This window comes from Frankia sp. EI5c (assembly GCF_001636565.1).
Lineage (GTDB): Bacteria > Actinomycetota > Actinomycetes > Frankiales > Frankiaceae > Parafrankia.
The window spans coordinates 1-26,253 of sequence record NZ_LRTK01000085.1; the positions used below are offsets into that span (position 1 = coordinate 1).

Annotated in this window: 24 protein-coding genes and 2 pseudogenes; 16 read left to right on the top strand and 10 right to left on the bottom strand. The window is 74.1% G+C overall.

Going from position 1 to position 26,253, the window contains the following annotated elements:
• Window positions 1-282: 282 nt before the first annotated feature.
• The 3 genes from UG55_RS22895 to UG55_RS22905 form a co-directional block, all read right to left on the bottom strand.
• The gene (locus tag UG55_RS22895) at window positions 283-1,497 is read right to left on the bottom strand and encodes a cytochrome P450 (protein WP_066072901.1); all 1,215 of its coding nucleotides are present in this window, start codon (window positions 1,495-1,497) and stop codon (window positions 283-285) included.
• 78 nt (window positions 1,498-1,575) lie between these two features.
• On the bottom strand, window positions 1,576-2,043 hold the full coding sequence (locus UG55_RS29020) for a DUF6059 family protein (RefSeq protein ID WP_066072902.1): 468 nt from the start codon (window positions 2,041-2,043) through the stop codon (window positions 1,576-1,578).
• A 92-nt stretch (window positions 2,044-2,135) separates the two neighbouring features.
• A complete protein-coding gene (locus tag UG55_RS22905; protein WP_066072904.1) occupies window positions 2,136-3,611 on the bottom strand; it encodes an acyl-CoA carboxylase subunit beta in 1,476 nt (491 codons plus the stop codon).
• Window positions 3,612-3,804: 193 nt separating this feature from the next.
• Between UG55_RS22905 and UG55_RS22910 the strand changes: the two genes are divergently transcribed.
• Window positions 3,805-4,821 (top strand): LLM class flavin-dependent oxidoreductase, encoded by a 1,017-nt coding sequence (locus UG55_RS22910; RefSeq protein ID WP_066072906.1) that lies wholly within the window; start codon window positions 3,805-3,807, stop codon window positions 4,819-4,821.
• A gap of 46 nt (window positions 4,822-4,867) precedes the next feature.
• Here UG55_RS22910 and UG55_RS22915 read toward each other — a convergent pair whose 3' ends face one another.
• Window positions 4,868-5,545 (bottom strand): TetR/AcrR family transcriptional regulator, encoded by a 678-nt coding sequence (locus UG55_RS22915; RefSeq protein WP_066072908.1) that lies wholly within the window; start codon window positions 5,543-5,545, stop codon window positions 4,868-4,870.
• Between the two features lie 163 nt (window positions 5,546-5,708).
• Between UG55_RS22915 and UG55_RS22920 the strand changes: the two genes are divergently transcribed.
• The 12 genes and pseudogenes from UG55_RS22920 to UG55_RS22970 all read left to right on the top strand — a co-directional run bounded on the left by UG55_RS22920 (window position 5,709) and on the right by UG55_RS22970 (window position 17,306).
• Window positions 5,709-6,875 (top strand): LLM class flavin-dependent oxidoreductase, encoded by a 1,167-nt coding sequence (locus tag UG55_RS22920; protein ID WP_066072909.1) that lies wholly within the window; start codon window positions 5,709-5,711, stop codon window positions 6,873-6,875.
• A 428-nt stretch (window positions 6,876-7,303) separates the two neighbouring features.
• Window positions 7,304-7,860: ABC transporter substrate-binding protein (locus UG55_RS42270; protein ID WP_242424970.1), on the top strand; the 557-nt coding region annotated here is incomplete at its 3' end.
• 1 nt (window position 7,861) lies between these two features.
• Window positions 7,862-8,665: pseudogene (locus UG55_RS42275) on the top strand (ABC transporter substrate-binding protein); the annotation flags it as partial.
• Window positions 8,666-8,722: 57 nt separating this feature from the next.
• Window positions 8,723-9,475: ABC transporter permease (locus UG55_RS22930; protein WP_242424963.1), on the top strand; the 753-nt coding region annotated here is incomplete at its 3' end.
• Window position 9,476: 1 nt separating this feature from the next.
• Window positions 9,477-9,697: pseudogene (locus UG55_RS42280) on the top strand (ABC transporter permease subunit); the annotation flags it as partial.
• Window positions 9,694-10,620 carry an ABC transporter permease gene (locus UG55_RS22935; protein ID WP_066072916.1) on the top strand — a complete coding sequence of 309 codons (927 nt, stop codon included), beginning with the start codon at window positions 9,694-9,696 and terminating at the stop codon, window positions 10,618-10,620. The pseudogene UG55_RS42280 and the gene UG55_RS22935, both read left to right, overlap by 4 nt.
• 4 nt (window positions 10,621-10,624) lie before the next feature.
• Window positions 10,625-11,737 (top strand): ABC transporter ATP-binding protein, encoded by a 1,113-nt coding sequence (locus UG55_RS22940; RefSeq protein ID WP_066072918.1) that lies wholly within the window; start codon window positions 10,625-10,627, stop codon window positions 11,735-11,737.
• A complete protein-coding gene (locus tag UG55_RS22945; RefSeq protein WP_066072919.1) occupies window positions 11,734-12,777 on the top strand; it encodes an ABC transporter ATP-binding protein in 1,044 nt (347 codons plus the stop codon). The genes UG55_RS22940 and UG55_RS22945 overlap by 4 nt, the downstream gene beginning before the upstream one ends.
• Before the next feature lie 161 nt (window positions 12,778-12,938).
• Entirely contained in the window at window positions 12,939-13,910 is a 972-nt protein-coding gene (locus tag UG55_RS22950; RefSeq protein ID WP_128423138.1) for an alpha/beta fold hydrolase, read from the top strand.
• Between the two features lie 46 nt (window positions 13,911-13,956).
• Window positions 13,957-15,030 (top strand): SDR family NAD(P)-dependent oxidoreductase, encoded by a 1,074-nt coding sequence (locus UG55_RS22955; RefSeq protein WP_083987111.1) that lies wholly within the window; start codon window positions 13,957-13,959, stop codon window positions 15,028-15,030.
• 14 nt (window positions 15,031-15,044) lie between these two features.
• Entirely contained in the window at window positions 15,045-15,692 is a 648-nt protein-coding gene (locus UG55_RS22960; protein WP_066072921.1) for a TetR/AcrR family transcriptional regulator, read from the top strand.
• 930 nt (window positions 15,693-16,622) lie between these two features.
• Complete coding sequence (locus UG55_RS22970) at window positions 16,623-17,306, top strand: adenosylcobinamide amidohydrolase (RefSeq protein WP_396230986.1); 684 nt, start codon at window positions 16,623-16,625, stop codon at window positions 17,304-17,306.
• Window positions 17,307-17,310: 4 nt separating this feature from the next.
• On the opposite strand, the gene UG55_RS22975 is transcribed toward UG55_RS22970, so the two are convergent.
• The gene (locus UG55_RS22975) at window positions 17,311-18,069 is read right to left on the bottom strand and encodes a DNA alkylation repair protein (RefSeq protein WP_083987112.1); all 759 of its coding nucleotides are present in this window, start codon (window positions 18,067-18,069) and stop codon (window positions 17,311-17,313) included.
• Window positions 18,070-18,119: 50 nt separating this feature from the next.
• Entirely contained in the window at window positions 18,120-19,100 is a 981-nt protein-coding gene (locus UG55_RS22980) for a helix-turn-helix domain-containing protein (protein WP_242424965.1), read from the bottom strand.
• A gap of 185 nt (window positions 19,101-19,285) precedes the next feature.
• Between UG55_RS22980 and UG55_RS22985 the strand changes: the two genes are divergently transcribed.
• From UG55_RS22985 to UG55_RS22995, 3 genes are all read left to right on the top strand, one after another.
• A complete protein-coding gene (locus UG55_RS22985) occupies window positions 19,286-20,305 on the top strand; it encodes an alcohol dehydrogenase catalytic domain-containing protein (RefSeq protein WP_066072925.1) in 1,020 nt (339 codons plus the stop codon).
• A gap of 222 nt (window positions 20,306-20,527) precedes the next feature.
• The gene (locus UG55_RS22990) at window positions 20,528-22,978 is read left to right on the top strand and encodes a diguanylate cyclase (protein ID WP_128423139.1); all 2,451 of its coding nucleotides are present in this window, start codon (window positions 20,528-20,530) and stop codon (window positions 22,976-22,978) included.
• A gap of 2 nt (window positions 22,979-22,980) precedes the next feature.
• Window positions 22,981-23,925, top strand: a complete 945-nt coding sequence (locus tag UG55_RS22995; RefSeq protein ID WP_066072929.1) for an ADP-ribosylglycohydrolase family protein — start codon at window positions 22,981-22,983, stop codon at window positions 23,923-23,925.
• A gap of 48 nt (window positions 23,926-23,973) precedes the next feature.
• On the opposite strand, the gene UG55_RS23000 is transcribed toward UG55_RS22995, so the two are convergent.
• From UG55_RS23000 to UG55_RS42285, 4 genes are all read right to left on the bottom strand, one after another.
• Window positions 23,974-24,294 (bottom strand): hydrogenase/urease maturation nickel metallochaperone HypA, encoded by a 321-nt coding sequence (locus UG55_RS23000; RefSeq protein WP_066072930.1) that lies wholly within the window; start codon window positions 24,292-24,294, stop codon window positions 23,974-23,976.
• Window positions 24,287-24,865, bottom strand: coding sequence for a HyaD/HybD family hydrogenase maturation endopeptidase (locus UG55_RS23005; RefSeq protein WP_242424966.1), 579 nt, complete (start codon window positions 24,863-24,865; stop codon window positions 24,287-24,289). Before UG55_RS23005 ends, UG55_RS23000 begins: the two co-directional genes overlap by 8 nt.
• Window positions 24,862-25,569: a Ni/Fe-hydrogenase, b-type cytochrome subunit gene (gene cybH / locus UG55_RS23010; RefSeq protein ID WP_066072932.1), complete on the bottom strand. Its 708-nt coding sequence runs from the start codon at window positions 25,567-25,569 to the stop codon at window positions 24,862-24,864. Before cybH ends, UG55_RS23005 begins: the two co-directional genes overlap by 4 nt.
• A partial coding sequence (locus UG55_RS42285) for a nickel-dependent hydrogenase large subunit (protein ID WP_242424967.1) occupies window positions 25,566-26,252 on the bottom strand: 687 nt, incomplete at its 5' end. The genes UG55_RS42285 and cybH, both read right to left, overlap by 4 nt.
• Window position 26,253 lies beyond the last annotated feature (1 nt).

A 26,253-nucleotide genomic window follows, 5' to 3' on the forward strand; every position in this document is an offset into this window, starting at 1 on the left:
CCGCGCCGCCACCCGAAACGCTGACCGCCACCGTCAGATCACCGGACGCACCCACCCATCCCCCGCCTACGCGGGTGCCAACCGCCCCCGCGTAGGCAGGCACCCACCCATCCCCCGCGTACGCGGGCACCGCCCGCCCCCGCGTAGGCAGGCGCCCGCCCCGCCCGCGGACCCGCCCCGCCCGCGGGCCCACCCCGCCCGCGGACCCACCCCGATCACGATTGCCGCGATCTTCATCCGGCTCAGTGCTCTGCTCCCCGGAAAGCTGCCTGGGTGACCGAGCTACCAGGTGACCGGCAGCCGGTAGACGCCCTGCACCGAGCCACCGGGCTTGGCCCCGAGCGTGGCGAGCGGCTCGGCGAGGCGCAGCGTGGGGATGCGGCGGAACAGCTCGCGCAGGCCGATCTCCAGCTCGACCCGGGCCAGGTTCTGGCCGATGCACTGGTGGATGCCGTACCCGAAGGCGAGATGCCCGCGGGGAACCCGGCCGATGTCCAGCACGTCCGGGTCCGGGAACGTCGCCGCCGTGCGGTTCGCCGCCGCCGTCGGCAGGTACACCCCCTCACCGGAACGGATCACCACGCCGCCGACCTCGATGTCGTCGGCGGCGATGCGCTGGATCTCGTCGGCCACCGACAGGAACCGCAGCAGCTCCTCGGTGGCTCCCGGCGCCCGCCCGGCCGGGTCCGCGACCAGCCGCGCCTGCTGCTCGGGGTGCTCCAGCAGTGCCAACACGCTCAGCGCGAGCATGTTCGCGGTCGTCTCGTGCCCGGCGACGAGCAGGAACATCGCGATGGTGGCGAGATCCTCCCGCGAAAGCTGGCCGGTTTCGAGCCGCTCCCTGATCAGCTCGTCGAGCAGCCCCTGCCCGGGGCTGGCCTGCTTCCTGGTGATGAGCTCGTCGAAGTACCCGACCAGGGCCCGCGACGCGGCGGCGGCCTGCTCCGCGGTGCTGGTGGCGATCACCATCAGCCGCGTCTGCTCCTCGAAGAACTCGTGGTCGTCGTAGGGCACGCCGAGCAGCTCGCAGATCACGGTGGACGGGATCGGCAGCGCGAACTCGGGCACCAGGTCGACGGCGGCGTCCGGGCCGTGCGCGAGCACGGCATCGATCCGCTCACCGACGATGCGCTCGATGTCAGGACGCAGCGCGTTCGCCCGCCGGACGGTGAAGTTGCCGATCAGCATGCGACGCTGGATGTCGTGCTCCGGCGGGTCCATGCCGACGAGCGCGACGAGCTTGGCGGCGGCCATCCGCGGCACCAGCACCGGGAAGTCGGGCCGGGAGCGGTCGGAGGACAGCCGCGGGTCGACGAGGAGTCGGCGGGCCTCCTCGTAGCCGGTGACCACCCACACCTCCCGGCCGTCGAACAGTTTCGCCCGGGTGACCGGCCCGTCCTGTCGCAGCTCGGCGTAGCCGGCGGGCGGGTGGTAGGGACAGCCGCGGTCCATGGGAAAGGCGGGCGGATCCGCCACGACGGCCTGGTCGCTGCTCATGCCTGGCCCCTGACATCTCAGGCGCGGCCCCTGACGCCACGCGGGGGCATGATCGTGCGAAGCGGCGGTAAATCGGGGCTAAATCCCGCGGTGGGCGGGCCCGTCGAGATCTGAGAGCTGCTGCCAGAGCAGACGTTCCCGCGCGGAGGCCGGCAGATCGGCACGGACCCGCTCGGGATGTCCCGGCGGTGTCCGCCCGCCGCCGCCCCCGTCCTGGACGCCCCCGCCGGTGCCAGTGCCGGCGCGGGTGCCGGTGCCGGTGCCCCCGCTCCCGCCGGTGCCGGTGCCCCCGCCGGTGCCCCCGCCGGTGCCGGTGCCCCCGCCGGTACCGCGATCAGTACTGTCGTCGTCCGTGCCGGGAGCGGCGGTGGGGTTCGCCGCCGGGCCCGCGTTCGCTTCGCCCGGCTTCGCCGCGGGCGGCGGCGGCGGTGGCGGGCCCGGGGTGGTTCCGGTCCACGGGTCGGGCGGCCCGATCCACCATCCGGTGCACAGGAAGGCCGCGGTCGCCTCGAAGGACTTCAGCTCGGCCGTGGCCAGACGCCGCACCCGCGCGGACAACCCGCGCAGGCGCCGCGCAACGCCCCGCCCCGCACGGCCCGGCAACATACCGCCCCGTCCGGTGCCGTCCCGCCCCGCGGTCACAGCGGGATGTTGCCGTGCCAGCCACGGCGCGGCGGTGCCGCGGCGATCGCCTCAGCGACGCGGCGGCGGGTGTCCACCGGATCGATGACGGCGTCGATCAGGCCCAGTTCGACAGCCCGCTCGGCGCCGCCGGCCGCCCGCCGATGCTCCTCGGCCAGTGTGCGCAGCAGCTCCGGCCGTTCCTGCGGGTCGGCGGCGGCGAGCGCCCGGCGGTGCAGGACACCGACAGCGGCCTCGGCGCCCATCACCGCCAGCTCGGCCTCCGGCCAGGCGAAGACGGCGCTGGCGCCGAGTGAGCGGGAGTTCATCGCGATGTAGGCACCGCCGAAGGACTTCCGGGTCACCAGGGTCACGCGGGGAACCGTGGCCTCCGCGAAGGCGTACAGCAGCTTGGCTCCCCGGCGGACGACGCCTTCCCACTCCTGCCGGACCCCGGGCAGGTAGCCCGGGACGTCCACGAGGACCAGCAGCGGAATCCCGAAGGAGTCGCACATCCGGACGAAGCGTGCCGACTTCTCGGCGCTCAGCGAGTCCAGGCAGCCACCCTTGCGCAGCGGGTTGTTGGCGATCACACCGATGCTCCGGCCGTGCAGCCGACCGAGCCCGATGACGACGTTCGCCGCCCACCGCGGCTGCAGCTCCTGGAAGCCCAGGCCGGGGTCGCGCGGGTCCTCGTCCAGCAGCGCGCGCACGAGGGGGCGGACGTCGTAGGCCCGCCGCGGCCGGTCCGGCAGGAGGTCGCGCGGGTCGGCCTCGGCCGCCGGCGCCGGGCTGTCGCCGGCGAGCACCAGGTCGCCACCGGCGAGCACCGAGACGATGTGCCGGGCCCGGGTGAACGCGTCGCTCTCGGATTCCGCCAGCACGTGCACGACGCCGGAGCGGGTGCCGTGGGCCTGCGCACCGCCGAGGCCCTCCATGTCGATCTGCTCGCCCGTAACGGACCGGACGACATCCGGGCCGGTGACGAAGACCCGCCCGGCCGGAGCCATGATCACCACGTCGGTCAGTGCCGGGCCGTAGGCGGCGCCGCCGGCCGCCGGCCCCAGTACCACCGAGATCTGCGGGACCCGCCCGGAGGCCCGCACGGTGGCGGCGAAGATCTGCCCGATGCCGTCGAGCGCCTCGACGCCCTCCCGCAGGCTGGCCCCGCCGGAATGCCACAGCCCGACGATCGGCACCCCGTCCCGCGCGGCCTGGTCGATCGCCACCGCGATCTGCCGCGCGCCGACACCCCCGAGCGCCCCGCCCATGCTGGTGCCGTCAGTGCAGAACGCCGCGGCCGGGACGCCGTCGAGAGTGCCCCGCCCGACCAGCACCCGGGACCCGGCGGCACCGGGCGACGGCCGGAACGTCCCCTGGTCGAAAAGGGCGGCCAGGCGCCGCTGCGGGCCTCGAGGGTCGCCCTGCTCGCGTGGGTCGCCCTGCTCCGGGACGCGGACAGCGAGCCGCTCGTTGCCGACCGTTTCCACCATCGGTTTTCCCTCTCCCGAGAACGGCGGGGCGGGCACTGCGTCACCGGCGACGGCCCCGTTGTCCGACGTCCATCGTGCGGACGGCTTCTAAAGCGTCGCTTGACGCTCGTTGTGGCGGCCGCCGTCATGCGGGCCGACAAGGCGTTTTAGTCGCGGCCAAGATGCCTGTCAGCGCGGCACGCCACGGTCAGCCATGCGGGTCGGACTGGGATACCTCAACATGGCTCCGGCGGGCGACGCCGTGACCGCCCGGGATCTCTACGCGGGCTTCCTGCGGGACGCCCGCTGGGCCCAGGCGGCGGGTTTCGCCGGCATCTGGATCACCGAGCATCATTTCTCCACCTACAGCCTGACGTCGTCACCACTGCTCCTGCTGGCCCAGGCCGCACTGGCCGCGCCCGGCCTCCGGCTCGGGACCTCCGTCCTGGTGCTGCCCTTCTGGGATCCGGTTCGGCTGGCCGCCGACGCGCTCACGCTGGACGCGCTGTCGGGCGGCCGGCTCGACCTGGGGATCGGCCGGGGTTACCAGCCACACGAGTTCCTCGGTTTCGGCCGGGACCCGGCGGAGAACCGGGCCGTCTTCGCCGAGGCCGTCGACCTGCTCCAGCAACTGCTCACCAGGCCGGACGAGCAGTTCAGCGGCCGCTTCCACCAGGTCAACGCGCCGGTCACCGTGCTGCCGCGCCCGGCCCAGCAGCCGCATCCGCCGATCTGGATGGCGGCCACCAGCGAGGAATCCCTGCGTTTCGCCGCGGACCGCGACTTCAACTTCATGCTGCCCGCCGGCACGACGTTCCCGCAGATCGTGGAACGGCGGCAGTGGATCGAGCAGGCCGGAGGGCTGCCGGCGGGACGCGAGTTCCAGGTCAACCGCTTCGTCTACCTGGGCGACGACGAGGGACGCGAGCAGGCCGTCCGGGAGATCGCCCGCCAGTTGCAGACGTCGGCCGCGCTGGCCGAGGGCACGCACCCGGGCGCCGGGGCGGCGCCGACCCCCGCGACCCCTGATCCGGCCATGGAGGAGAAGGCGCGCGAAGTCCTCATCGCCGGGTCCGCCCCGGAGGTGCTCGAGCGGTTCCGCGAGCTGGCCGCGGCCGGCATCACCTATGTCATCGCCAGCTTCGCCTTCGGGTACCTGCACCCCCGCGTCAGCCAACGCTCCCGGCGCCGCTTCGCCGCGCAGGTCCTGCCCTACCTCAGCGGCTCCTGAACGTCACTGCCCGCCGGCCTTCGGCTGTCACGCCGGCCTTCGGCTGTCACGCCACCGAGGGCTCGGCCGGTGGCGCGGCGCCGAAGGCGCGCAGGAAGGTGGTGGCCGCGCTCTGCGCGGCGTGCTGGCGCTGGGTGTCGTCGAACGGGCGGGTGCCCAGCGCGGAGCGGCCCGCGACCGGGCTGGTGAGCAGCGCGAGGAACTGCTCGCCCGCCTCGACGGGGTCCGTCAGCCGAAGGCGGCCGGCGAGCGCGAGCCGGGCCAGCCGGTCGGCGATGGCCTCGGCCACCTGGCTCGGCCCGTTCGCCCCGATCATGTCGAACAGGTCGGGGAAGCGGACGATCTCGGCGTGGAGCAGTCGGCGCAGCGCCCAGGAGTCCTCGGCGCAGTAGCAGTCGAGCAGCTCGCGGCCGACCTCGACGAACGCGTTGTGCAGGTCGGGGACGTCGACGGTGAGCCGGCTGACGACGGCGAGGGTCTTGGCGGTGGTCTTGTCCGCCGACGCCGCCATCGCGTGCCGGAAGAGGTTCTCCTTGCCGCCCAGGTGGTTGTAGATCGTCGGCTTCGCCACGCCCGCCTCGGTGGCGATCATGTCGATACTCGCCTGGGCGTAGCCCTCACGCGCGAAGACGGTGAAGGCGGCGTCGAGGATCGCCTGTCGCTTGTCGATCCTTCCCCGCGTGCTGGCACCTCCAGCCACGTCCGCGATCTTCGCTCTGCCCATCCGGTCACCCTACCCGGGCGAGCCCGGCGAACCGGGCCGCCGACGGGGCGAGTGGTCANGGTAAACCCCCAGCCTGCGGATTTCCCATCAAGACGATGGGTTTAGGTGGTAAGTTCCGCTGAACTCGACAGTTCATCGTTCTGGAGCGAGGTCGAAACTCCCCGTGACCGGTTCGGATCCCACCCGCACTCATCCACGCGACGGCGACGTGCCTCTGGGCGTGCTCGACCTCGTCCCCATAGCAGCCGGCGGAAGCATCGCGACGGCACTACGCAACACCGTCGACCTGGCCCGGCTCACTGATCAGCTCGGCTACCGGCGGTACTGGGTCACCGAGCACCACGTGAACCGCAGCACCGCCGGGCTTTCCGCGACGTTGCTGACCGCGCTGGTCGCCGAGGCCACCAGCCGGGTGCGCGTCGGCTCCGGCTCCCTGCAGCTCGGGCACCGCACCGCGCTGTCCGTGGCGGAGGAATGGGGCCTGCTCGACAGCCTGCACCCGGGGCGGCTCGACCTGGGGCTGGGCCGCGCCGGCTGGCACCCGCCCGCGGCGCCGGCCGATGCTGCGCCCACCGCCGCCGAGAACGGGCACGCACCGGCGGGGCCCGCCGAGCCCGCCGAGCCGCCCGCGCCCTACCCGCGGCTGCGCGCCTCCGACCTGTTCGCCCTGCACCGGCTGCTGCTGCCCCGTAACCCGCTCAACAGCGCCGACTACCTCGACCAGGTACTCGACGTCCTGACCCTGCTCGACGGCACGCACCGCGCCGGGGAGCTGACCGTCGAGGCCGTCCCGGGGCACCGGGCTGAGGTGGAGGTCTGGGTCCTCGGGCGCACCGCCGGGGAGAGCGCCGAGGTCGCCGGGCAGCTGGGCCTGCCCTACGCGACGAACTACCACGCGAGCCCGTCGACGACGGCCGACTCGGTGGCGGCCTACCGGAAGGCGTTCCGCCCGTCGGCGGCACTGCCGCAGCCGTATGTGATCGTCACGGTGGACGCCCTCGTCGGCCCGGACGACTCCGCGGCCCGGCGGGCCGCCGCCGGGCACGACCTGTGGAGCCTGGCGAACCGCGTCGGCGAGCCGACCGTCTTCCCCGCGCCCGAGGAGGCGGCCGCGCACTCCTGGACACCCGCGGACCGCGAGCTGGTCGCGGATCTGGGACGTTCCCGCCTGGTCGGGACGGCCCCCGACGTCGCGGCGGGGCTGCGCGAGCTGCGCGACCGGTTCGACGCCGACGAGCTGCTGGTCGTGACCACGACGTTCGCGGAGGCCGACCGGCGGCGCTCCTACGAGCTGCTGGCAGCGGAGTGGGGACTCCCCCGGGCCGACTGAGTTCCCGCCGCCCCTGGGTACCCGCCAACCCGCCCCACCCCGAAACCGCACGTCGTGAGATCGCGTCCTCCCGGAGCAGCGCAACCATGAGGTTCAGACGCCCGCACCGAACCATCCGACCGCTCGGAACCGTCCGACCACACCGAACCATCCGACCGCTCCGGCCCGCCGAGGCGACCCGGGCCACCGGGGCTTGTCCGGCCACCGGGGCTTCCCCGGCCGCCCGGGTGCCCCGTTCCCGGCAGACCAGAACCGTCGCGGCGGTCGCCGTGAGCGTGCTGGCCGCCGGCGTGCTCGCCGCCTGTGGCGGTTCCGCAACCTCCGCCGCCGGCAGCCGCGGCGCCCGGCCGACCGAAGGCGGGAAGCTCACCGTCCTGTGGCCCACCGACCCGCCGGACCTGTCTACCGACGACGGGTTCGGCCTGCAGATGATCGCCGGGTCGATCGAACGGCTCGCCGTCTTCGACGCGCTCGTCGCACTGACGCCGGCCGACGAGCTGGAATACCGCCTCGCCACCTCCCTGACCTCCGAGGACTCGCTGACCTGGACGCTGAAGCTGCGCCCGGACCTGAAGTTCAGCGACGGCACCCCGCTGGACGCCGCCGCCGTCCGCGACAACTGGACGCTGCTGGCCGACCCCGCCCGCAAGTCCCCCAGCGCCGCGATCGCCCAGCGGATCGGCCCGCTCACCGCCGTCGACGCGACCACGCTGCGGATCACGCTGAAGGAGTCCGACGGCCAGTTCCCCCGCCTCGTCGCGCAGACCGCGCTGACGTTCATCGGCTCCCCCACCGCGCTGCGCGAGCGAGGTGACGATTTCCGGACCGCGCCGGTCGGCGCCGGCGCCTACACCGTCACCGAGTGGCTGCGCAACGATCACATCACGTTGGCGCGCAATCCCTCGTCTTCGGTGCGGGCCCACCTGGACACCATCGTGGTCCGGTCCGTCCCGGATGAGACGCAGCGTTACAACACCCTGCTCGCNGGCGGCGGGGACATCGCCTTCTCGGCGAACCTGCGCACCGGCCTCACCGCGACCCGGGCGGGCCTGGTCAACGAGCAGACATTCAGCGACGGCGGGCTCAACCTGCTGTTCAGCGTCACGAACGCGCCGTTCGACGACCTGCGGGCCCGCCAGGCGGTCGCCTACGCCCTGGACACCCAGGCGCTCAACAAGGCGCTGTTCGACGGGACGGCGAACATCCCGACGTCGTTCCTGCGCGACGACTCGCCGCTGCACAGCGACGTCCCGCTGATCCGCCCGGACGCGGCGAAGGCCCAGGCGCTGTTCGACGAGCTGGCCGCCGCGGGCAGGCCGGTGCGGTTCACCATCGTCTCCCCGCTGAACTTCAGCAACGTCGCGGAATGGGTGCAGTCCACGCTGGCCGGTTTCCGGAACGTCAGCGTCGAGGTGAACGCGATGGCGGCGACGTTGCCGGCGCTGAAGGCCGGCTTCCAGGCGACGCTCACCGGCACCCCGCGCTTCGTCGACCCCTACCCGCAGCTGGCGCTCAACCTGGGCACCGGCGGGGCCAGCAACTACGGCGGGTTCTCCGACCCACAGCTCGACGCCGCGCTGCGCGCGGGGCAGCAGTCGCAGGACGACACCGCCCGGGCAGCGGCCTACGAGACGGCGCAGCGGATCCTCGTCGACAGGATCCCCTTCGCCGGCCCGCTCTACCGCCTGCCGGCGCAGTACCTGCACGCCCGCTCGGCGTTCGGGGAAGGCCGGCTGCCCGTCTTCAACGACGGCGCACTCGACATCACCCGGCTCACCCGGGCGAACTGAACGGCCCGGGTGAACTGGACGGCGTGGGTGAACTGGGCGAAAGAGCGGGCTGAACGGATGAGTGGGCACCGCGGCGGCACGCTCCTGCGGCTCGTCGGGCCGCGACTGCTGCGGGCCGCCGCGGTGCTGCTCCTGGTCGGTCTCGGGGTGTCGCTGCTGCTCGAGCTGACCCCGGGTGACCCCGCGTACGCCCTGCTGGGCGACCAGGCGACCGCCGACCAGATCGCCGCCGTACACGAACGGCTGCGCCTGGACGACCCGTTCCCGACCCGCTACTGGCACTGGATGAGCGGGCTGGCCCACGGCGACTTCGGGACGTCCTATCTGACCGGCGAACCGGTGCTGAGCTCGGTGGCCGAGCGCCTGCCGGTGACCGGCGAGCTGATCGGGCTCGCGCTCGCCGCCGCCCTGGTCACCGCGGTGCCCGTCGGCGTGCTCACCGCGCACCGCGCGGGCGGCTGGGCCGACCGCTCCTGGTCACTGGCTTCCTCCGCACTGATCGCGACCCCGCCGTTCGTGCTGGCGCTGCTGCTCGTCTACCTGCTCGCCCTGCGGGTCGGCGGCCTGCCGGCCACCGGCTGGGTGGCGCCCGCCGACGGGCTCGGCGAGAACCTGCGGCACGCCGTGCTGCCCGCCGCCACCCTGGCCTTCGCCCTGGTACCGACCTTCTCGCGGATGCTGCGAGCCGACATGATCGCGACCCTGCGGGAGGACTTCATCCTCACCGCCCGCGCCCGCGGGCTGCCGGTGCGCCGGATCCTGTTCCGCCACGCGCTGCGTCCGTCGTCGTTCTCCCTGGTGACCCTGGCCNGGCTCAGCATCGGGCAGCTGATCAGCGGGGCGGTGGTCGTGGAGGTCCTCTTCGCCCTGCCCGGCCTCGGCCAGCTCATCGTCACCAGCGTGGTCGCGAACGACGTCCCGGTGGTGCAGGGAGTCGTCATGTTCATGGCGGTCGTCTACTGCGTGGTCACCGCCGGCACCGACATCCTCTACAGCTGTCTCGATCCCAGAGTGCGGGTGCGACCGGCGTGAGATCCCAGCCAACCCAGCCAACCCAGCCAGCCCGGCCAGCCCGGCCAGCCGAGCCAACCCATCCCGCCCAGCCAACCGCGAGGCGGCGCCGCGACGTCGCGCTGACGCTGTCACTCGCCTGGATCGCCCTGGTCCTGGCGGTCGCGGTGTTCGCCGACCTGCTGCCGCTGCGCCCCTACGGGGCGATCGTCGCCGGGCTCGACGCCCGGACCCCACCCGGCTGGGTCCGGGAGTTCCTCGGCACCGACGCCATCGGGCGCAGCATCACCGCCCGGCTGGCCTACGGCGCCCGGGAGTCACTCGTCGTCGGAGTCGGATCGACCGGGCTGGCCATGGCCGTGGGGCTGGCTCTCGGGCTGGCCGCCGGGTTCTTCCGGCGCTGGCTGGACACCACGATCAGCCTGCTGCTCGACGCGCTGCTGGCGGTGCCGGCCCTGGTGCTGCTGCTGGCGATCGCCGCCGTCGGACGGCGCGGCACCGCCACCGTCGTAGTCGGGCTCGCGGTGGTGGGCATGCCGAGCTTCGCCCGGCTGGCCCGGGCGAACACGCTGGCACTCGCCGACCGCCCGCACATCGAGGCCGCCCGGGCGCTGGGAGCCGGGCCGGGCCGCATCCTGCGCCGGGAGCTGCTGCCCGAGGTGGCCGTGCGGGTGGCGCCGTTCGCCTTCGTGTTCGTGGCCTTCGCGGTCGTCGCCGAGGCGTCGCTGACGTTCCTCGGCCTCGGCGTGCCCCCGCCGACCCCGAGCTGGGGAGGAATGATCAACGATGGCCGGCCCTACCTGCAGGGCGAGCCCTACCTGGTCTTCGTGCCCGCCGGCTGCGTGTTCCTGACGGTGGCCGCGTTCACCACCGTCGGGGACCGGGCCCGGCGCCGCCTGGACGGCCGCGACTCGGGGCTGGCCCACGCGACCGGGCTGACCTGACGCCATGACCCAGCATCTGCTGGCGGTCCAGGACGTCACCACCACCCTGCCGGTGCCGGGCGGCCGGCTGCGGGCGGTCGACGGCGTCTCGTTCCGCCTCGCGCCCGGCGAGGCGCTGGGCATCGTGGGTGAGTCCGGCTCGGGAAAGTCGATGCTGGCCCGCACGATCATGGGCCTGGCCCCGGCGGCGGCCCGGACGACCGGTTCCGCCTGGCTCGCCGGCCTCGACCCACCGGCCGGCCTCAGCCCCTCGACCGCCCTCGCCCCCTCGACCGGCCTCGACCTGCTGGCCGCCGGCCCGGCGCGGCTGCGGGCCGCCCTCGGCCCCGGCATCGCGATGGTCTTCCAGGATCCGGCGACGTCGCTGCACCCGGTGACGCGCATCGGGCACCAGCTCACCGAGACGCTGCGGCTGCGCGGCGGGCTCGACCGCCGCGCGGCGCGGGAGCGGGCCGTCGAGCTGCTCCGTCTGGTCGGCATCCCCGACCCGCTGCGGCGGGTGCGCAGCTACCCGCACGAACTGTCCGGGGGGATGCGCCAGCGGATCTGCATCGCGCTAGCCATCGCCTGCCACCCGCGGGTGCTGGTCGCCGACGAGCCGACCACCGCCCTGGACGTCACCGTGCAGCGCCAGATTCTCGACCTGCTGGCCGGCCTGCGCCACCGCGAGGGCCTGGGGCTGGTACTGATCACCCACGACCTCGCCCTGGTCGCCGGCCGCACCGACCGGCTCCTCGTCATGTACGCGGGGCGGGTCGTCGAGGCCGGGCCGACCAGGGATCTCATCCACGCCCCGCGGCATCCGTACACCGCGGGGCTGCTCGCCTCCATCCCCCGGCTGGACCAGCCGAGCCACCGCAGGCTGGCCGCGATTCCCGGCGCGCCCGCCGCCGCCGTCGACCCCGCCCCCGGCTGCCGCTTCGCTCCCCGCTGCGCCCGGGCACGGCAGCGCTGCGGGAGCGAGGACCCGGTACTGACCGCCATCCGCGGCGCGGACTCGCGGGACGGCCCCGCCCGGGCGCACGGGCTCCGTGAGGTCGCCTGCTTCCATCCGATCGACCGCCCGCCGGCCGGCTCCCGGCCCGGAAGCGACCAGCGCAGGCAGGAAGAGCCATGAGCGAGCCGGACGTCCTGCTGCGGGTGCGCGACCTCGTCGTGGAGTACCGGGCCGCCGGCCGGGGGACGCTGCGCGCGGTCAGCGGGGTCAGCTTCAGCGTCCACCGGGGGGAGACGCTGGGCCTGGTCGGCGAGTCCGGCTGCGGGAAGTCGTCCACCGCCCGGGCCGTGATGATGCTGCGCCGGCCGACCGCCGGGCAGGTCGAGTTCGACGGGCAGGACCTGACCGCGCTGTCCGGCCGGCAGCTGCGGAAGGTCCGCCCACACCTACAGATGATCTTCCAGGATCCGGCGTCCTCGCTGAGCCCCCGCCGGACCGTCGCCGACCTCGTCGCGGACGGCCTCGCCGTCCACCGGCACCCGCGGCCGTGGACGGCCCGGGTCGAGGAGACCCTGTCCGCGGTCGGCCTCGACCCGTCGGCGGTCGCGCACCGGCGGCCGCACGAGCTGTCCGGCGGCCAGTGCCAGCGGGTCGCGCTCGCCCGGGCGCTCGTCCTGGCCCCGGCGCTGCTGGTCTGCGACGAGCCGGTGTCGGCCCTGGACGTCTCGGTGCAGGCGCAGATCCTCAACCTGCTGGCGGACACGAAGCTGCGCCACCGGCTCAGCCTGCTGTTCATCGCCCACGACCTGGCCGTGGTCAAGCAGGTCAGCGACCGGGTCGGGGTCATGTACCTGGGCACGATCTGCGAGCTGGCGCCCGCCGAGGAGCTGTACGCCCAGCCCCGGCACCCCTACACCCGCCTGCTGTTGGACGCCGTGCCCTCCGTCGACGACGTCCCCGCGGGCAGGGGTGCGCCGGCGGGCGGTCGAGCGCCGGCGTCACCGGCGGCCGGCGGCATGCCGACGGCCGGCGGACACAGCGGCGAACGGGCTGGCGGTGCGGTCACCGAACCGCCCGAGCTCCCCTCCCCGCTGCGGCCGCCGAGCGGGTGCCGGTTCCGGACCCGGTGCCCGCAGGCCCGTCCCCGCTGCGCCGAGGAGGAGCCGGCCCCGCGCCCGGTGGCCCCCGGCCACCAGGTCGCCTGCCACTACCCCGCCTGAACGCGCTCCGAACCACAGCCACCCGGACCGGCGAATCGCGAACCACCGAATCCCGCGCGGGCGGCCGGCCCGGCCCCTTCCGTGTCAGGATCTGGTGGCCGGTGAGGCGCGGCACCGGCGGCGCACGGTGATCAGACCGCGGGGCGGCGGGGGTGCGGACGATGATCGAGCCGACCGTCGAGCCGGTAGGTGGGCCGGCCGTTGAGCCGGTGATCGGGCCGATGATCGGGCCGGCGGTAGAGCCGGTGGTAGAGCCGGTGGTGCGGCGGATCGGCGTGGCGAGCGGGCTGGAACTGCACGTCGAGGACCTGCGCCCGGTCGCCGCCAGCGCGGCCGGCCCACCGCTGGTCCTGGTACACGGCATCGCGGGGACGACCGCCGACTGGGCGCGGGTGGCGCCGGAACTCGCGGCGTCCCGCCGGGTCATCGCCTACGACCAGCGCGGCCACGGCGCGAGTGACCGGGCCGGCGGGCGGGCGTCCTACACGTTCGATCTGCTGCTCGCGGATCTGGCGACGCTGCTGGACGCGCTCGCCCTGCCGCAGGTGGACCTGGTCGGGCATTCGATGGGCGGTGTCGTCGCGCTGCGGTACGTGCTGGAGCATCCCGAACGGGTCCGTTCGCTGCTGTTGGTCGACACGGCGGCGGCGCCGGCCGCCGCGACGGGCGTGGCCGCCAGGCTGCTGGTCTCCGCGGTGCTGGAGGGCGCGGCGGCGATCGCCACCGCCGTCCGGCACGCGCACGAGCCCGCACCGGCTCCGGCTGTCGCCGGCAGCCACGGCGGCGACCGCGTCGACGACACCGTCGGCGCCGTCGAAAGCGGTGGCAGCGTGGCCGATCGCCAGGTTGACGGGCTCGGCCGGCTGGACCCGGAGGCACTGGTGGCGTTCGGCCGCGAGCTGGGCGAGTACCCGTCGATGGTCGACCGGCTCGGCGAGATCAGCTGCCCGGTGACGGTCATCGTCGGGGAACGGGACTCGACCCTGCGCGCCCCGGCGCGGGTGCTGGCCGACGGGATTCCCGGCGCGCACCTGGCCGTGATCGCGGGAGCCGACCACAGCCCGCACGCAAGCCGCCCGCTGGCCTGGCTGACCGCGGTCGACAGCCACTTCGGGCGGCTGACCCAGTTCTAGAAACTTTTTCTAGAACTAGTTTCTAGAACTTGTTACCTTCCCACGCATGGATGACAGCGACGCGGCGGAGATCCACGAGCCCCGCGGGATCCACGAGGCCCTCGAAAGCGACGAGCCTTGCGAGGTCGGCGAGACCGGCGAGGGCGGGGTGGCCACGGCTGTCGTGACCGGCGGCGGCCGTGGGATCGGCCTGGCCGTGGCCGGACAGCTCGCCCGGGCGGGCCTGCGGGTCGTCATCGTCGCGCGGGATCCCGCGCGCGGCGAACGGGCCTGCGCCGAGCTGCGGCGGACGGCGCTCGACGCCCCGTGCGGCACCGGCGACACCCGCCTCCCCCACGGCGCCGCGGGGCCGCCCGAGCCCCGGATCGACCTCGTCGTCGGTGACCTGTCGGATTCCGCCGGGGTGCGCACCGCCGCCGAGCGGCTCCTGGACGCCTGCCCGCGCCTGGACGTCCTCGTCCACAACGCGGGAATCTGGCCCGCCAGCCGGGTTCTGAACGCCGACGGCGTGGAGCAGGCGTTCGCCACCAACCACCTGGCGCCCTTCCTGCTCAACCACCTCCTGCGGGACCGCCTCGCCGCCACCGGTTCCCATGTCGTGCAGGTCACCGCCGGCCTGTACGCCAAGGCGCGGATCGATCTCGGGCGGACACCGCGGGGCGAGGACTTCCACCCGATCCGCACCTACGCCAACACCAAGGCGGCGAACCTCGCGCTGGTCCCGCTGTTCGCCCAGGACTGGTGGGCCGCGGGCGCCGGCATCCGGATCGACGCCGTGCATCCGGGCGTCATCCGCACCGGGCTCGGGGACAGGCCCGGCCCGCTCGGGCTCGTCCTGAAGGTCGCGAAGCGGTTCTGGACGCCGGCCGAGGCGGGGGCGGCGCCCGTCGTCCGCCTCGCGCTCGACGCCGGCCCGGAACCCGGCCCCGGTGCCGGCCTTGGTGCAGGCCTTGGTGCCGGCTTTGGTGCCGGGGCGTCCGGCCGGTACTTCGAGGTCGAGAAGGAGACGCCGCTCGGCCCACCCGTGAACGACCCCGACCTGGCCCGCGGGCTGTGGGAGCAGGCGCTGGCACTGACCGGCGTCGGCACCGGCCCGCCGGAGACCCGGCTGGCCGTGTGAGATCCTCACCGGCGATGGTTCCCCGGAAGGCGACGGCTCCCCGGCAACAGCGCGGCGAGGAGACCGTCGAGCGGCTGCTCACCGCGGCGTTCGACGTGTACGCGGCCCGGGGGGCCGAGGGCTTCACCGTCACCGCCGTCACCGCCGCCAGCGGAGTCAGTCTCGGCAGCCTCTACCACCACTTCGGCACCTTCGACGGCCTGGCCGCCGCGCTCTACAGCCGCTGCCTGACCCGACTGCTGGACCGCCTGGTGGCCGCCGTCGAGGAGGCGGACGGGGCACCCGCCGGGATCCGCGCCGCGGTCACCGCCTACCTCGGCTTCGTCGCCGACGAACCCACGGCCGCCCGGGTCATCCATCTCTCCGGGTTCGCGCCGAGGACCCCGGAGCAGGCCGCGTTCCTCGCCCCCGCCAAGGCCGCCCGGATGGAGCGCCTGCTGGCCTGGCTGCGCCCGCACACCAGCGCCGGCCGGATCGTCGACCTGCCCGACGCCCTGATCGAGATGCTGCTGGTGGGGCCACCCGCCGAACTCGCCCGCCGCTGGCTGGCCGGCCCGGCCGGCCTCGCTCTCACCACCGCCGCCGAACTCCTGCCCGAGCGGGTCTGGCAGTCCCTGCGCGGCCCCGGCATTCCACCACCGCCGCCCCGGCCAACCGGTTGACCGTGCGTTCGCGGCAGATCTCATGCCTCACCAGCTGACCGGCTTTTCCTGGCTGGCGCGAGAAGGGAGTACTCCCAGAAGTGGAACCATCTTCGGCCGGCGATCCGCTCACCTCTCTTTCGCTCACGGCCCGGGCATCAGAAGTGCTGGAGGCCGTACGAAGAAGGCTGGCAGCGGGTACCGATGGTCGACCGGTCGCGGCCTGGCTCGACGAACGCGGCGGCGGAACGGCCGTCTGCATACTCTTTTTCACGAGTTCCTACGTCAGTAACCAGGTCGTGGCCGCGGTGCGCTGGGATGTCTCCCGGGGCCTCGAAGGCCACGCGGGAGTCCCGTCCCCCGACGATCTCGCCTTTGAACTGGTCTCCCAGTTCGTCGAGGAGCCACTCGGCCGAGGAGCCCGCGGAATGACCGTCGACACCTGGGGGGTCGGCTGGCTCGGAACACTCCCCGAAGGTCCTCCCCACGTTCCGGAATGGGTCTGGGAGCGCTTCAGAACCGCAACCAGGTCGTACAGAACTCCGGCTGGCTGATCAACGGTCGGAATGTGTCGGCGAACGTGACAGCGCTGGCACGGACCGTGTGGCGGCACACCGCGGCGATGCGGAAGGCGCGGATCGCCCGGTCGGCGGAAGTGCCGCGGCGGGCCCTCTCGGCCCGGATGCGACCGGACTCCTCGCTAAGGTGTCGGCAGGGAGTTGACGGTGGAGACGGCAAGGAAGATGGTCGAGACGGCAAGGAAGGCTGACGGGGTGGCTGCCAGGCTCGGCGAGATCAGGCCGGCGCGTGCGCCGGGCCGCCGGCACCGGTGAGTGCCTGCCCGCCCGCTTCGGCGGTACGGCCGTGGTGAGCGTCGAGCTCGCCGGTTCCGCGGAACCGGCCGGGTCCGCGGTTCCCTCGCCGTTGGCCGCGGTTCCCTCGCCGTTGGCGGTGGAGTTCGACCAGCGTGAGCACCGGGACGACGGTGCCGGCCGACGGCGGCCGGTGCTGGTCTGGCGGTTCCCGGCGCCGGTGCGGATGATCTCCAGTGCGGTGCTCGGCGGTGGGCTCACGCACGGCAGCTGGGTCGTCAACGCCGAGGTGGCGCTGGACTACCGCCGGGACGATCCCGCCCGCCACCTCAGCGAAGTAGCCGCCGAGCTCGGCCTGCCCGTGGAGACCGGCGCCGGGCTGATGACCGCCGCGGAGGTCCGGCGGATGTGCAGCGCCGACGACGGCGGTGTCCGCTGCGACGCGACCGTCGGGCTGTCATACCCGACCTGGGCCGCCGCGCCGGAGGGCTTGGCGCTGCCGGCGGCCAGGTGGCGCCCCGGCACGGTCAATCTGGTGTGCCTGCTGCCCGTGCACCTGAGTGACGCCGCCCTGGTCAACGCGGTGATCACGGCTACCGAGGCGAAGAGCCAGGCGTTGTTGGAGGCCGGTATGCCCGGCACCGGCACGGCGTCCGACGCCATCGTGGTGTGCTGCCCGAACAGCCCGCCCGACGGGCAGCCGCCGGCCGAGTACTGCGGCCCGCGCTCCGAATGGGGAGCGCGCCTGGCCCGCGCCGTCCACACCGCCGTCGCCGAAGGCACCGCGGGCTACGCCGCCCGGTGGACTGGACCGCTGGCCTGATCGTTCAGCCCAGGTTCTTCAGGGCCTCGCGCCGTGACAGCCCGGAGAGGGCGTCGCCCCGGGCCGAGACGAAGCGGCGGATCTCGGCGGGGTCCGTCCAGGCGTACTGCCGCAGCGCCCAGCCGATGGCCTTGCGGATGAAGAAGTCCCGGTCGTCGAGGTTGGCGTCGATGCAGGCGTAGAGCAGGTCGAGATCGGTCGCCGCCTTGAACGACAACTGGCAGATGATCGAGGTCCGCCGCCGCCACAGCTGGCTGTCGGTGGCCCACCGCAGCATCACGGGGCGGATCACCTCGGGATGGGCCGCGAGCAACGGGCCGACCCGGTGTGCGGCGATCTCGTCGACGTAGTCCCACCAGGCGCCGGTGGTGATCAGCTCGTCGTACAGGTCCAGCGTCTCGGGGCGCTGGTATGCCCGGTAGGCCCGATGGCCGCTCAGGTCGATCGCGGCGTACCGCTCCTCGCGGAACTCCGCCTGCCGCCACAGTGCGAGGACCGTCGCCGACCAGCTGGGTGCGTCCGGCAGGACCCGCGCGGCGAACACCGGCCGCAGCGCCAGCACCCGCACCGGCTTGCGCACTCCGAGATAGGGCATCGCCGACTTCATGTAGGACCGCATGGCCGGCGCCCGCTCCGGTTCCGCGGCCGCGGCCAGGGCGGCGCGGACCGCCGCGAGCAGCCCCTCGTCGACCGCCCCCTCCGCGGTGTTGCCGTCCGCGGTGTTGCGGTCCGCGGTGTTGCGGTCCGCGGTGTTCGTCTCCATACCGCGAGATGCTCTCGCCCACCACCGACAGAACGGCGACCGGGAGGGCGTCAGCCGTCCTCGCCGGGCCTCGCTCGCTCGCCGGGAATCCTGGGCTCGCCCGCGGTGACGGGCTCACTCGCGGTGGCGGGCTCGCTGGGGTTCGCGGGCCGGGCCGTGTCGGTGTTCCAGTGGGCGAGCAGCCGCAGGGCGGTGTGCGCGGCGGAACCGGCCGGGGCGGTGTAGACCAGCACGGTCTGCTCGGGATCGTCCGACAGTTTCAGGTTCTGGTAGGTGAGGGTCAGGTCTCCGACCACCGGGTGGTGGTAGCGCTTGGTGCCGGCGGTGCGGATCAGCACCCGGTGGTCGGCCCACCAGCGCCGGAACTCGGTGCTCTTGACCGACAGCTCACCGACCAGCGCGGAGAGTTCGGTGTCGTCGGGGTGCTGGCCGGCGTCGAGGCGGAGGGTCGCGACGGCCTCGGCGGCGATGGTCGCCCAGTCCAGGTGCAGGTCGCGGGCGTTGTCGTCCAGGAAGAGGAACCGGGCGTAGTTGCGCTGCCGGGCGGGCAGGGCGATGAAGTCGCCGAGGAGCGCCCGGCTGGTCCTGTTCATCGCGAGCACGTCCATCCGCCGGCCCACGACGAGGGCCGGGCTGGCGGCCTCGTCGAGTGTCTCGAGCAGTTGGTACGTGGCGCCGGCGACGCGCTGCGGGCGGCGCGGGGCGCGGCGCTGGCGGGCGGCGGGCGGCCGGGCGAGGTGGAACAGGTGCGAGCGCTCGGTCTCGTCCAGCCGCAGCGCGCGGGCGATCGCGTCGAGGACGGCTTCGGACGGGTTGAGGTTCCGGCCCTGTTCGAGGCGCACGTAGTAGTCGACGCTGACGCCGGCCAGCGCCGCGAGCTCCTCCCGCCGCAGGCCCGGCACCCGTCGGCTGCCGGCCCCGCCGGCCGCGCCGGCGAGGCCGATCTCCTCCGGCCGCAGCCGGGCGCGGCGGGACCGGAGGAACTCCCTGAGCTCGGCGTTGTACACCACGACGACCAGTATCCGTGGCACGGCACGGCACCCGAGCGGCGAAGGTGGTCCTGGCGTTCCTAGGCGGGGCCGGGCCACTCTGGCCGCCTCAGCGGGCGCTCTCGGGGCATGAGATGGACGAGCGGCACGCCACCGGGCCGCGGTTCCCGCCCAATACCGACGTCGTCCCAGATCGGCGTCTTCCGCATCGACAGCGAGGTCTGCCCATGCCCACCATCCGATCCGCCCAGGTCAACGAACCCGGGGGCGCGCTGCGCATCGTCGAGCGCGAGCTGCCGGAGCCCGGCCGGGGCCAGGTCCGGGTGACCGTCGAGGCCTGCGGCGTGTGCCGCTCCGACTCGGCCTTCATCAACGCCGTGTTCCCCGATGTTCCGTTCCCGCTGGTCACCGGCCATGAGATCGCGGGCCGCATCGACGCGCTCGGCGACGATGTGGCCGGCTGGGTGCCCGGGCAGCGGGTCGCGGTCGGCTGGTTCGGCGGCAACTGCGGCAGCTGCCGCGGTTGCCGGGAGGGCGACTTCATCCACTGCGAGCGGATGCAGGTGCCGGGCTGGGCCTACCCGGGCGGCTACTCCGAGGCCGTCGTCGTTCCGGCCACCGCGCTGGCGCGCATCCCCGACTCGCTGACCGCGGTCGAGGCGGCTCCGATGGGCTGCGCCGGGGTGACGACCTTCAACTCGTTGCGCCGCAGCCCCGCCCGACCCGGTGACCTCGTCGCCGTCCTCGGCCTCGGCGGTCTCGGTCACCTGGGTGTGCAGTTCGCCAACCGGCTGGGGTTCGAGACGGTGGCCATCGCCCGCGGTTCCGGCCGCGCCGACGCGGCCGCGCGGCTCGGCGCCCACCACTACATCGACAGCACCGCCGGTGAGGTCGCGAAGCAGCTGCAGGCGCTCGGTGGTGCCAGGGTCGTGCTGGCCACCGCGGGCAGCTCCGCGGCCATGAGCACCACCATCGACGGGCTGCGGCCCGGCGGCGAGCTGATCGTGCTCGGGGCCGACCCGGAGCCGATCCAGGTCAGCCCGTTCCAGCTCATCTCGACCAGCAGGTCCGTGCACGGCCATCCCTCGGGCACCGCCCTCGACGTCGAGGAGACCCTGCACTTCGCCGCGCTCACGGGGGTGCGGCCGATGACCGAGACCCGCCCGCTGGCGGAGGCCGAGGCCGCCTACCAGCGGATGCTCTCCGGCGACGTCCGCCACCGGATGGTCCTCACCACCGGCCGGTGACGGCTCCCGCGGAGGCGCCGGGGTGGACTCCGAACCACCTCCGACACCGCCAAACCGGTAAAGGATCATGAAAATAAGCACGATGAGGGTTTGATTGACTACCAACGGTTAGAATGATGCCGCTTGGGAGGCCCACCGGCACGGGCCCGGAACAGTGCGGGAGCGGTTCCGGCCCGGCCGGTGCGGCGATCGCCCGGTGCCGATCGGGGGTGACGCGGGTCGATGGACGGATCAGGGTTGCGGGCCCACCCGCTGGCCTGGGGAGCCCTGGCATGCGGGATCTTCGCGCTCCTCGTCGTGATCTGCATGGTGGTCCTCCCGGCGCCCCGCGACCTGCAGTCCGTCGACGTGGCCTGCGCCGTCGCCACGTTCGCCCTCACCGGCACGCTGCTGGTGACCGCCCGGCACGCGCCGCCGGAGGACCGGCTCTGGCGCGTGCTGGTCGGTCTGACCACGCTCGGCGGCTTCGGGCTCGGACTCCTGAACGGCTGGTACGGCCTCGTGCACGGCGCCGACGTGTACGACCAGATCAAAGTCACGCACGCCGGGTTCATCCTGATCTACCTGCCGGCGCTGGCCGGGCTGCTCCTGCTGCCGTCCGAGCCGCTGCCGGCGCGGGTGGGGCCGCGCGGGCCCCCGCTCCCGCACGGCCGGCACTGGTACGCGATCACCGTGCTGGACAGCACGCTCATCGTCGGCTCGATCGCCCTGGTGGCCTGGTCCGCCATCCTCGGCCCGGTGGCGCAGCGGACCTCGCTCAACAAGTCGGCAATGATGATCATTTTTGGCGCCACCGCGGTCAGCCTGGTCCTCGTCGTCGCCGCGGCGCTGCTCGGCATGGTCCGCCGGCCCCGGTCCGTCCGGACGCTGGCGCTGCTCGGCGCCGGCCTGACCGTGATGTCCCTGACCATGGCCGGCTACCTGCACCTGGCCGCGGCGAACAACGGCCGGGTGCCCGTCGCGGTGCATCTCGGCTACCTGTTCGCCTGGCTGCTGTTGCTGCTCGCCGCGCTGGTCCCGCTCCCACCGCGGCCCGCGGACCCCGCCCCCCGGCCGGCGCCCGGCCCGTGGGTCCTCGGACTGCGCGCGGCGCTGCCCTACCTCGCCTTCGGCGGGTGTGGCACGCTGATCCTGATCCGGCTGGCCACCGGCACCCGCACCGGCGATCTTGAGCTGTACGCCCTGATCTGTCTTCTGGTCCTGCTCGTGGGCCGGCAGCTGGCGACGCTGGGCGAGCGCGCCCGGCTGTTGACCCTCGTCGAGGCCAGCCGCCGCGAACTGCACCACCAGGCGTTCCACGACCCGCTGACGGGCGTGGCGAACAGGGCGCTGTTCACCGAGCGGCTGGAGCAGGCCGTCGCCGGCCATGTCCGCGACGGCCGGCAGCTCGCGGTCCTCTACTGCGACATCGACGACTTCAAACAGATCAACGACAGTCTCGGGCACGCGGCGGGTGACACGCTGCTGCGGGTCGTCGCCGAGCGGCTCCAGCGCGGCACCCGCCCGACCGACACCGTCGCCCGCCTGGGAGGCGACGAGTTCGCCGTCGTGCTGGACAGCGCGAGCGACGACCCGGAGGCGGTGGCGCGCCGGCTGGCCCGCACCCTGCCGGCACCCTGCGAGCTGGCGGCCCGCAGCCACCCGGTGGGGATCAGCCTCGGCCTCGTCATCGCCGGCCCCACCCGGCCCGCCGACGCGCCGCCCATCACGGCGGACAGCATGCTGCGGGACGCGGACCTCGCCATGTACGAGGCGAAGAGCGCCCGGCAGGGCGGCCTCGTCGTGCGCCGGGCCGGCAGGCCCACCCCCGCCGTGCCGGTGGTGCGGCCCGGCGGCCAGCTCGGCGGCCAGCTCGCGGCGGTGCTGCGCGGCGAGCCCGGCCACGGCACCCTGGACGTCGACTACCGGCGCGTCGTCGACCTCGGCGGTGGTCACACCGTCGCCCGCGACGTGCAGGTGCGCTGGGACCACCCCCAGATCGGCACCATCACGCCACAGCGGCTGCACGAACTCGCCGACCGCGGCGGGTTCGGCCGCGACCTCGACTCGTTCCTGCTGCGACGCGGGTTCGACGACCTCGTCCGCGGCGAGGTCCCTCCCGTGCTCCTCGTACCGTTCTCCGCCGGCCGGGCCGTGGACGATTCGCTGGTCACCGACATCATCGACGGACTCACCGCCCGCGGGATCCCACCGCGGGCGATCATCCCCGCGTTCAGTGCGGCGGCACCCGGCTTCGGCGACCCGGCCGCGGCGCGGGCGGTGCTGGGCCGGCTGCGCGATCACGGCGTCCGCTGCGCGCTCACCGACGTCGCCGGCGACCCCACCTCCCTGCGCCTGCTCCGCGAGCTGCCCATCGCGATCGTCCGACTTCACGGTTCGCTCACCGGCGACTGCGACGAGTCACTCCAGGATGGCTCCCTCGACGGGCAGCCGGCCTTCGTCGACGTGGTCCGCTCGGCGCTGGTCGGAGCGGTCACCCGGGACGGGCTCCCCGTCATCGTCCTGGGCATCCGCAGCGGAACGCAGGAGCGCCGGCTGCTCGCCGACGGCTGCCGCCTCGGGGAGGGCCCCTACTACGACCGGCGGTCCCCGCCGAGCCGCTCCGCGCCGGGCCGGCGGCCCCGCCCGCGGCCGGCCCGGCCGCCGATGCGGGGGCCTTGGATACCGTCCTGACGATGACGACTCTGACCGCGGCGCACCGCATCCACGGCGCGCTGCTCGGGCTGGCGGCCGGCGACGCCCTCGGCGCCACGCTGGAGTTCCAGACCCCCGACGAGATCCGCCGCCGGCACGGCGTCCACACCGAGATCATCGGCGGCGGCCCGTTCGGCTGGCGGCCCGGCCAGGGCACCGACGACACCGACCTGACGGTCGCCGTGGCCCGGGCCTACGCCGGCGGCTACCGGCTCACCGCCGTCGCGGAGCACTTCCTGCGCTGGTACCACGGTCGGCCCCGGGACATCGGCGGGATGACCGCCGCGTCCCTGCGGCTGCTCGCCGACGGTGCCGAGCCGCTGGCGGCGGGCGCCGCCGCGACGGCTGCGGCCCAGGGTGGCGGCGCCGGCAACGGCAGCCTGATGCGGGCCCTCCCGACCGGCCTGGCCCGTGCCGAGCCGGGCCGGTGCGCCCGGGAGGCGGCCGAGATCAGCGCGGTCACGCATGCGGATCCACGCTGTGTGCACGCCTGCGTCGCCTACACCGCCATCGTGTCCGCCCTCGTCGACGGAGCGCCGCCGGCGGCGGCCCTGCGGACCGGACGCGACGCGGCGACCCCCGTCCGCGATGACGAGATCGCCGCGGCCCTCGCCACCCCCGAAGCGACTCCGCTGACCGACCTGCCGACCACCGGCTACGTCGTGCACTCCCTGGCCGTGGCCGTGTGGGCGCTCCAGCAGCCGGCGTCGCTGGAGGAGCTGCTGATCGGCGTGGTCAACCGCGGCGACGACGCCGACACCACCGGCGCCATCGTGGGCGGCCTGCTGGGCGCCCGGGACGGTGCCGGGGCCGTGCCGGAGCGCTGGGCACGGCGGCTGGAGTACGCGCCGGAGATCGCTGACCTGGCCGCCGCCCTGCACTCCGTCCGCGGCCAGGACCCCCGCGCGGACTCCCCGCGGACCTGAGGCTGCCGGGAAGCGCGGGATGCGGCGCGCAGCCGGCTGCGGATGCGGTCAGGTCGTCCAGCTGACCACGGCCAGCTCGTCCGCGGGAGCCACGACGAGGCCGTTGCCGCCGCAGGCCGTGCACGGGTCGAGGCGGGTGCCGTCGTACTCGTGGCCGCAGGAGAAGCAGCGCAACCGGTCCAGGACACGCTGCCAGGCCACGTCGGTGGTCTCCAGGCAGGTGCCGGCCGCGGCGGCCCGCCAGGCGGCGGCGGCGGAGGCGATGTCGACCCCGTCCGCCGCGGCGAGGACCACGGTGCGCACCGGCGCACCGGCGCTGGCCTCAATGATGGTGGTGACCGCGGCGCGGGCGAGGCCAGCCTCATGCATGTCCGGGTACCTGCACCTTCCAGTCGGAGGGAACGGGGCGCCAGTCGGCGAGAACGGCGCGGGCCGCGTCGACCAGCGCGTCGACGCGGGCCTCGAGCAGAGCGCTGAGGCCGAAGCGGTCGGTGATCGACTCGGGCACGACGCCCACCAGCGCGACGTGCCGGGGGGCGCAGCCGGCGAGCTCGGTGGCGGCCAGTGCGTCGACGAGCCCGACGTCGTGGGCGGTGGCACGCACCCCGTGACCACGGCGGACATCCCCGTCAGGAATGACGATGACGTCACCGGGCCGGCCGTGCGCCGTGGACACCGCGTCCAGGACGAGGACGGCCTGCCGGCCGGCCAGGTACGGCATGAGCATCAGCCCGAGCGTGCCGCCGTCGAGGATGTCGACACCGGGCATCGGCGCCGCGGCGAGCCGCCGGGCGGCAACCACGCCGACCCCGTCGTCGCCGAGCAGCTCGTTGCCGATGCCGAGGACCAGCACGGGCGCGGCCGTCTCCCCCACCGGGATCTGCTGACGCAGCACCGCCGCCTCAGGGTCGGCCCGGTGGGCGCCGCCGGCCGGCGTCACCGGTGGTCCTTGGGAAGGAACTTGTTGCCCGAGAAGATCGAACCGATCACCCCGGTGCCCTCCACCCGGTCGACCAGAATGGCGCTGTACAGGTGATGGATCATGAAGCCCCAGGTCAACCACATGATCAGATGGTGGACGAGGCGGATCGTCGGCAGCGACACCACGTGCAGCAGCCAGCCGGTGAGCCAGGACGCCCACCTGTTCCCCTCCGCGCCCCACAGCACCAGGCCGGTGATGATCTCGACCGCGAACATCGTGTAGAGCACGCAGTAGGTGAGACCGGCGAGCGGGTTGTGGCCGATGACCGGGGGCGCCTCCCGGGTGAGGAACATGTAGAAGCGCAGCGACGGGACGATCTGCCCGATCCGCTCCCGGGTCGCGGGTATCCACTCCGTCCACCGCGACCACGGGTTGGGCGACCGCAGGTGCCAGCCGACGCGCCCCAGGATCAGCGCGATGAACACGTAGGCGGTGACCTGGTGGATGGTTCTCGTCCAGGAGACCCAGTAGGTGTGGCCGCCGGGGTCGATGTCCGGGTTGCCGATGAGGTAGCCGGTGACCGACAGGACGACGAGGTCCAGCACGAGCAGCCAGTGGATGAGGCGCACCGGCAGGTCCCACACCCGGACCCGGACCAGTTCCTGCGGCTCGCCGGCCGCGGCCGCCACCTCGGCGGACGGTGTGGAAGCGGAGCCGGTCACTGGACCCGCACCTCGATGATGTCGCGGCCGTCGGCGTCGTAGAGATGCGCCGCGCAGGCCATGCACGGGTCGAACGAATGCAGGGTGCGCAGGATCTCCAGCGGCCGCTGCGGGTCGGCGACCGGCGTGCCGACCAGGGACGCCTCGTAGGCGCCGGGATTGCCGTCGGCGTCGCGGGGGCTGGCGTTCCAGGTGGTCGGCACCACGGCCTGGTAGTTGCGGATGCGGTCGTTCTCGATCACGACCCAGTGCGACAGCGACCCGCGGGGCGCCTCGTGGAAGCCGACCCCGCGCAGGGTGCCGTCCGCCCAGGAGGTGGGGCGCCACTTCCCGGTGTCGGCGATCGCCAGGTCGCCGCCGGCGACGTTGTCCCGCAGCTGGTCGACGAGCTCCAGCGAGTGCTGCGCCATCAGCCTCGTCTCCAGGCCGCGGGCCAGCACCCGGCCGAGGGTGGACATGAGCGCCTCGGGCGGCAGGTGCAGGCGGTCCAGCGCGCCCCGCACGAGCGGGTCGATGCGGGCGTCGCCGGTGGCGTGGCCGACGAGCATGCGGGCCAGCGGGCCGACCTCCACGGCGAGCCCCTTGTAACGCGGCGCCTTGAGCCAGGTGTACTTCCCCTCGACGTCCAGCTGCTCGAAGGGCGGTTCGGGGCCGGTGTACTGCGGCTCGGTCTCCCCCAGCCAN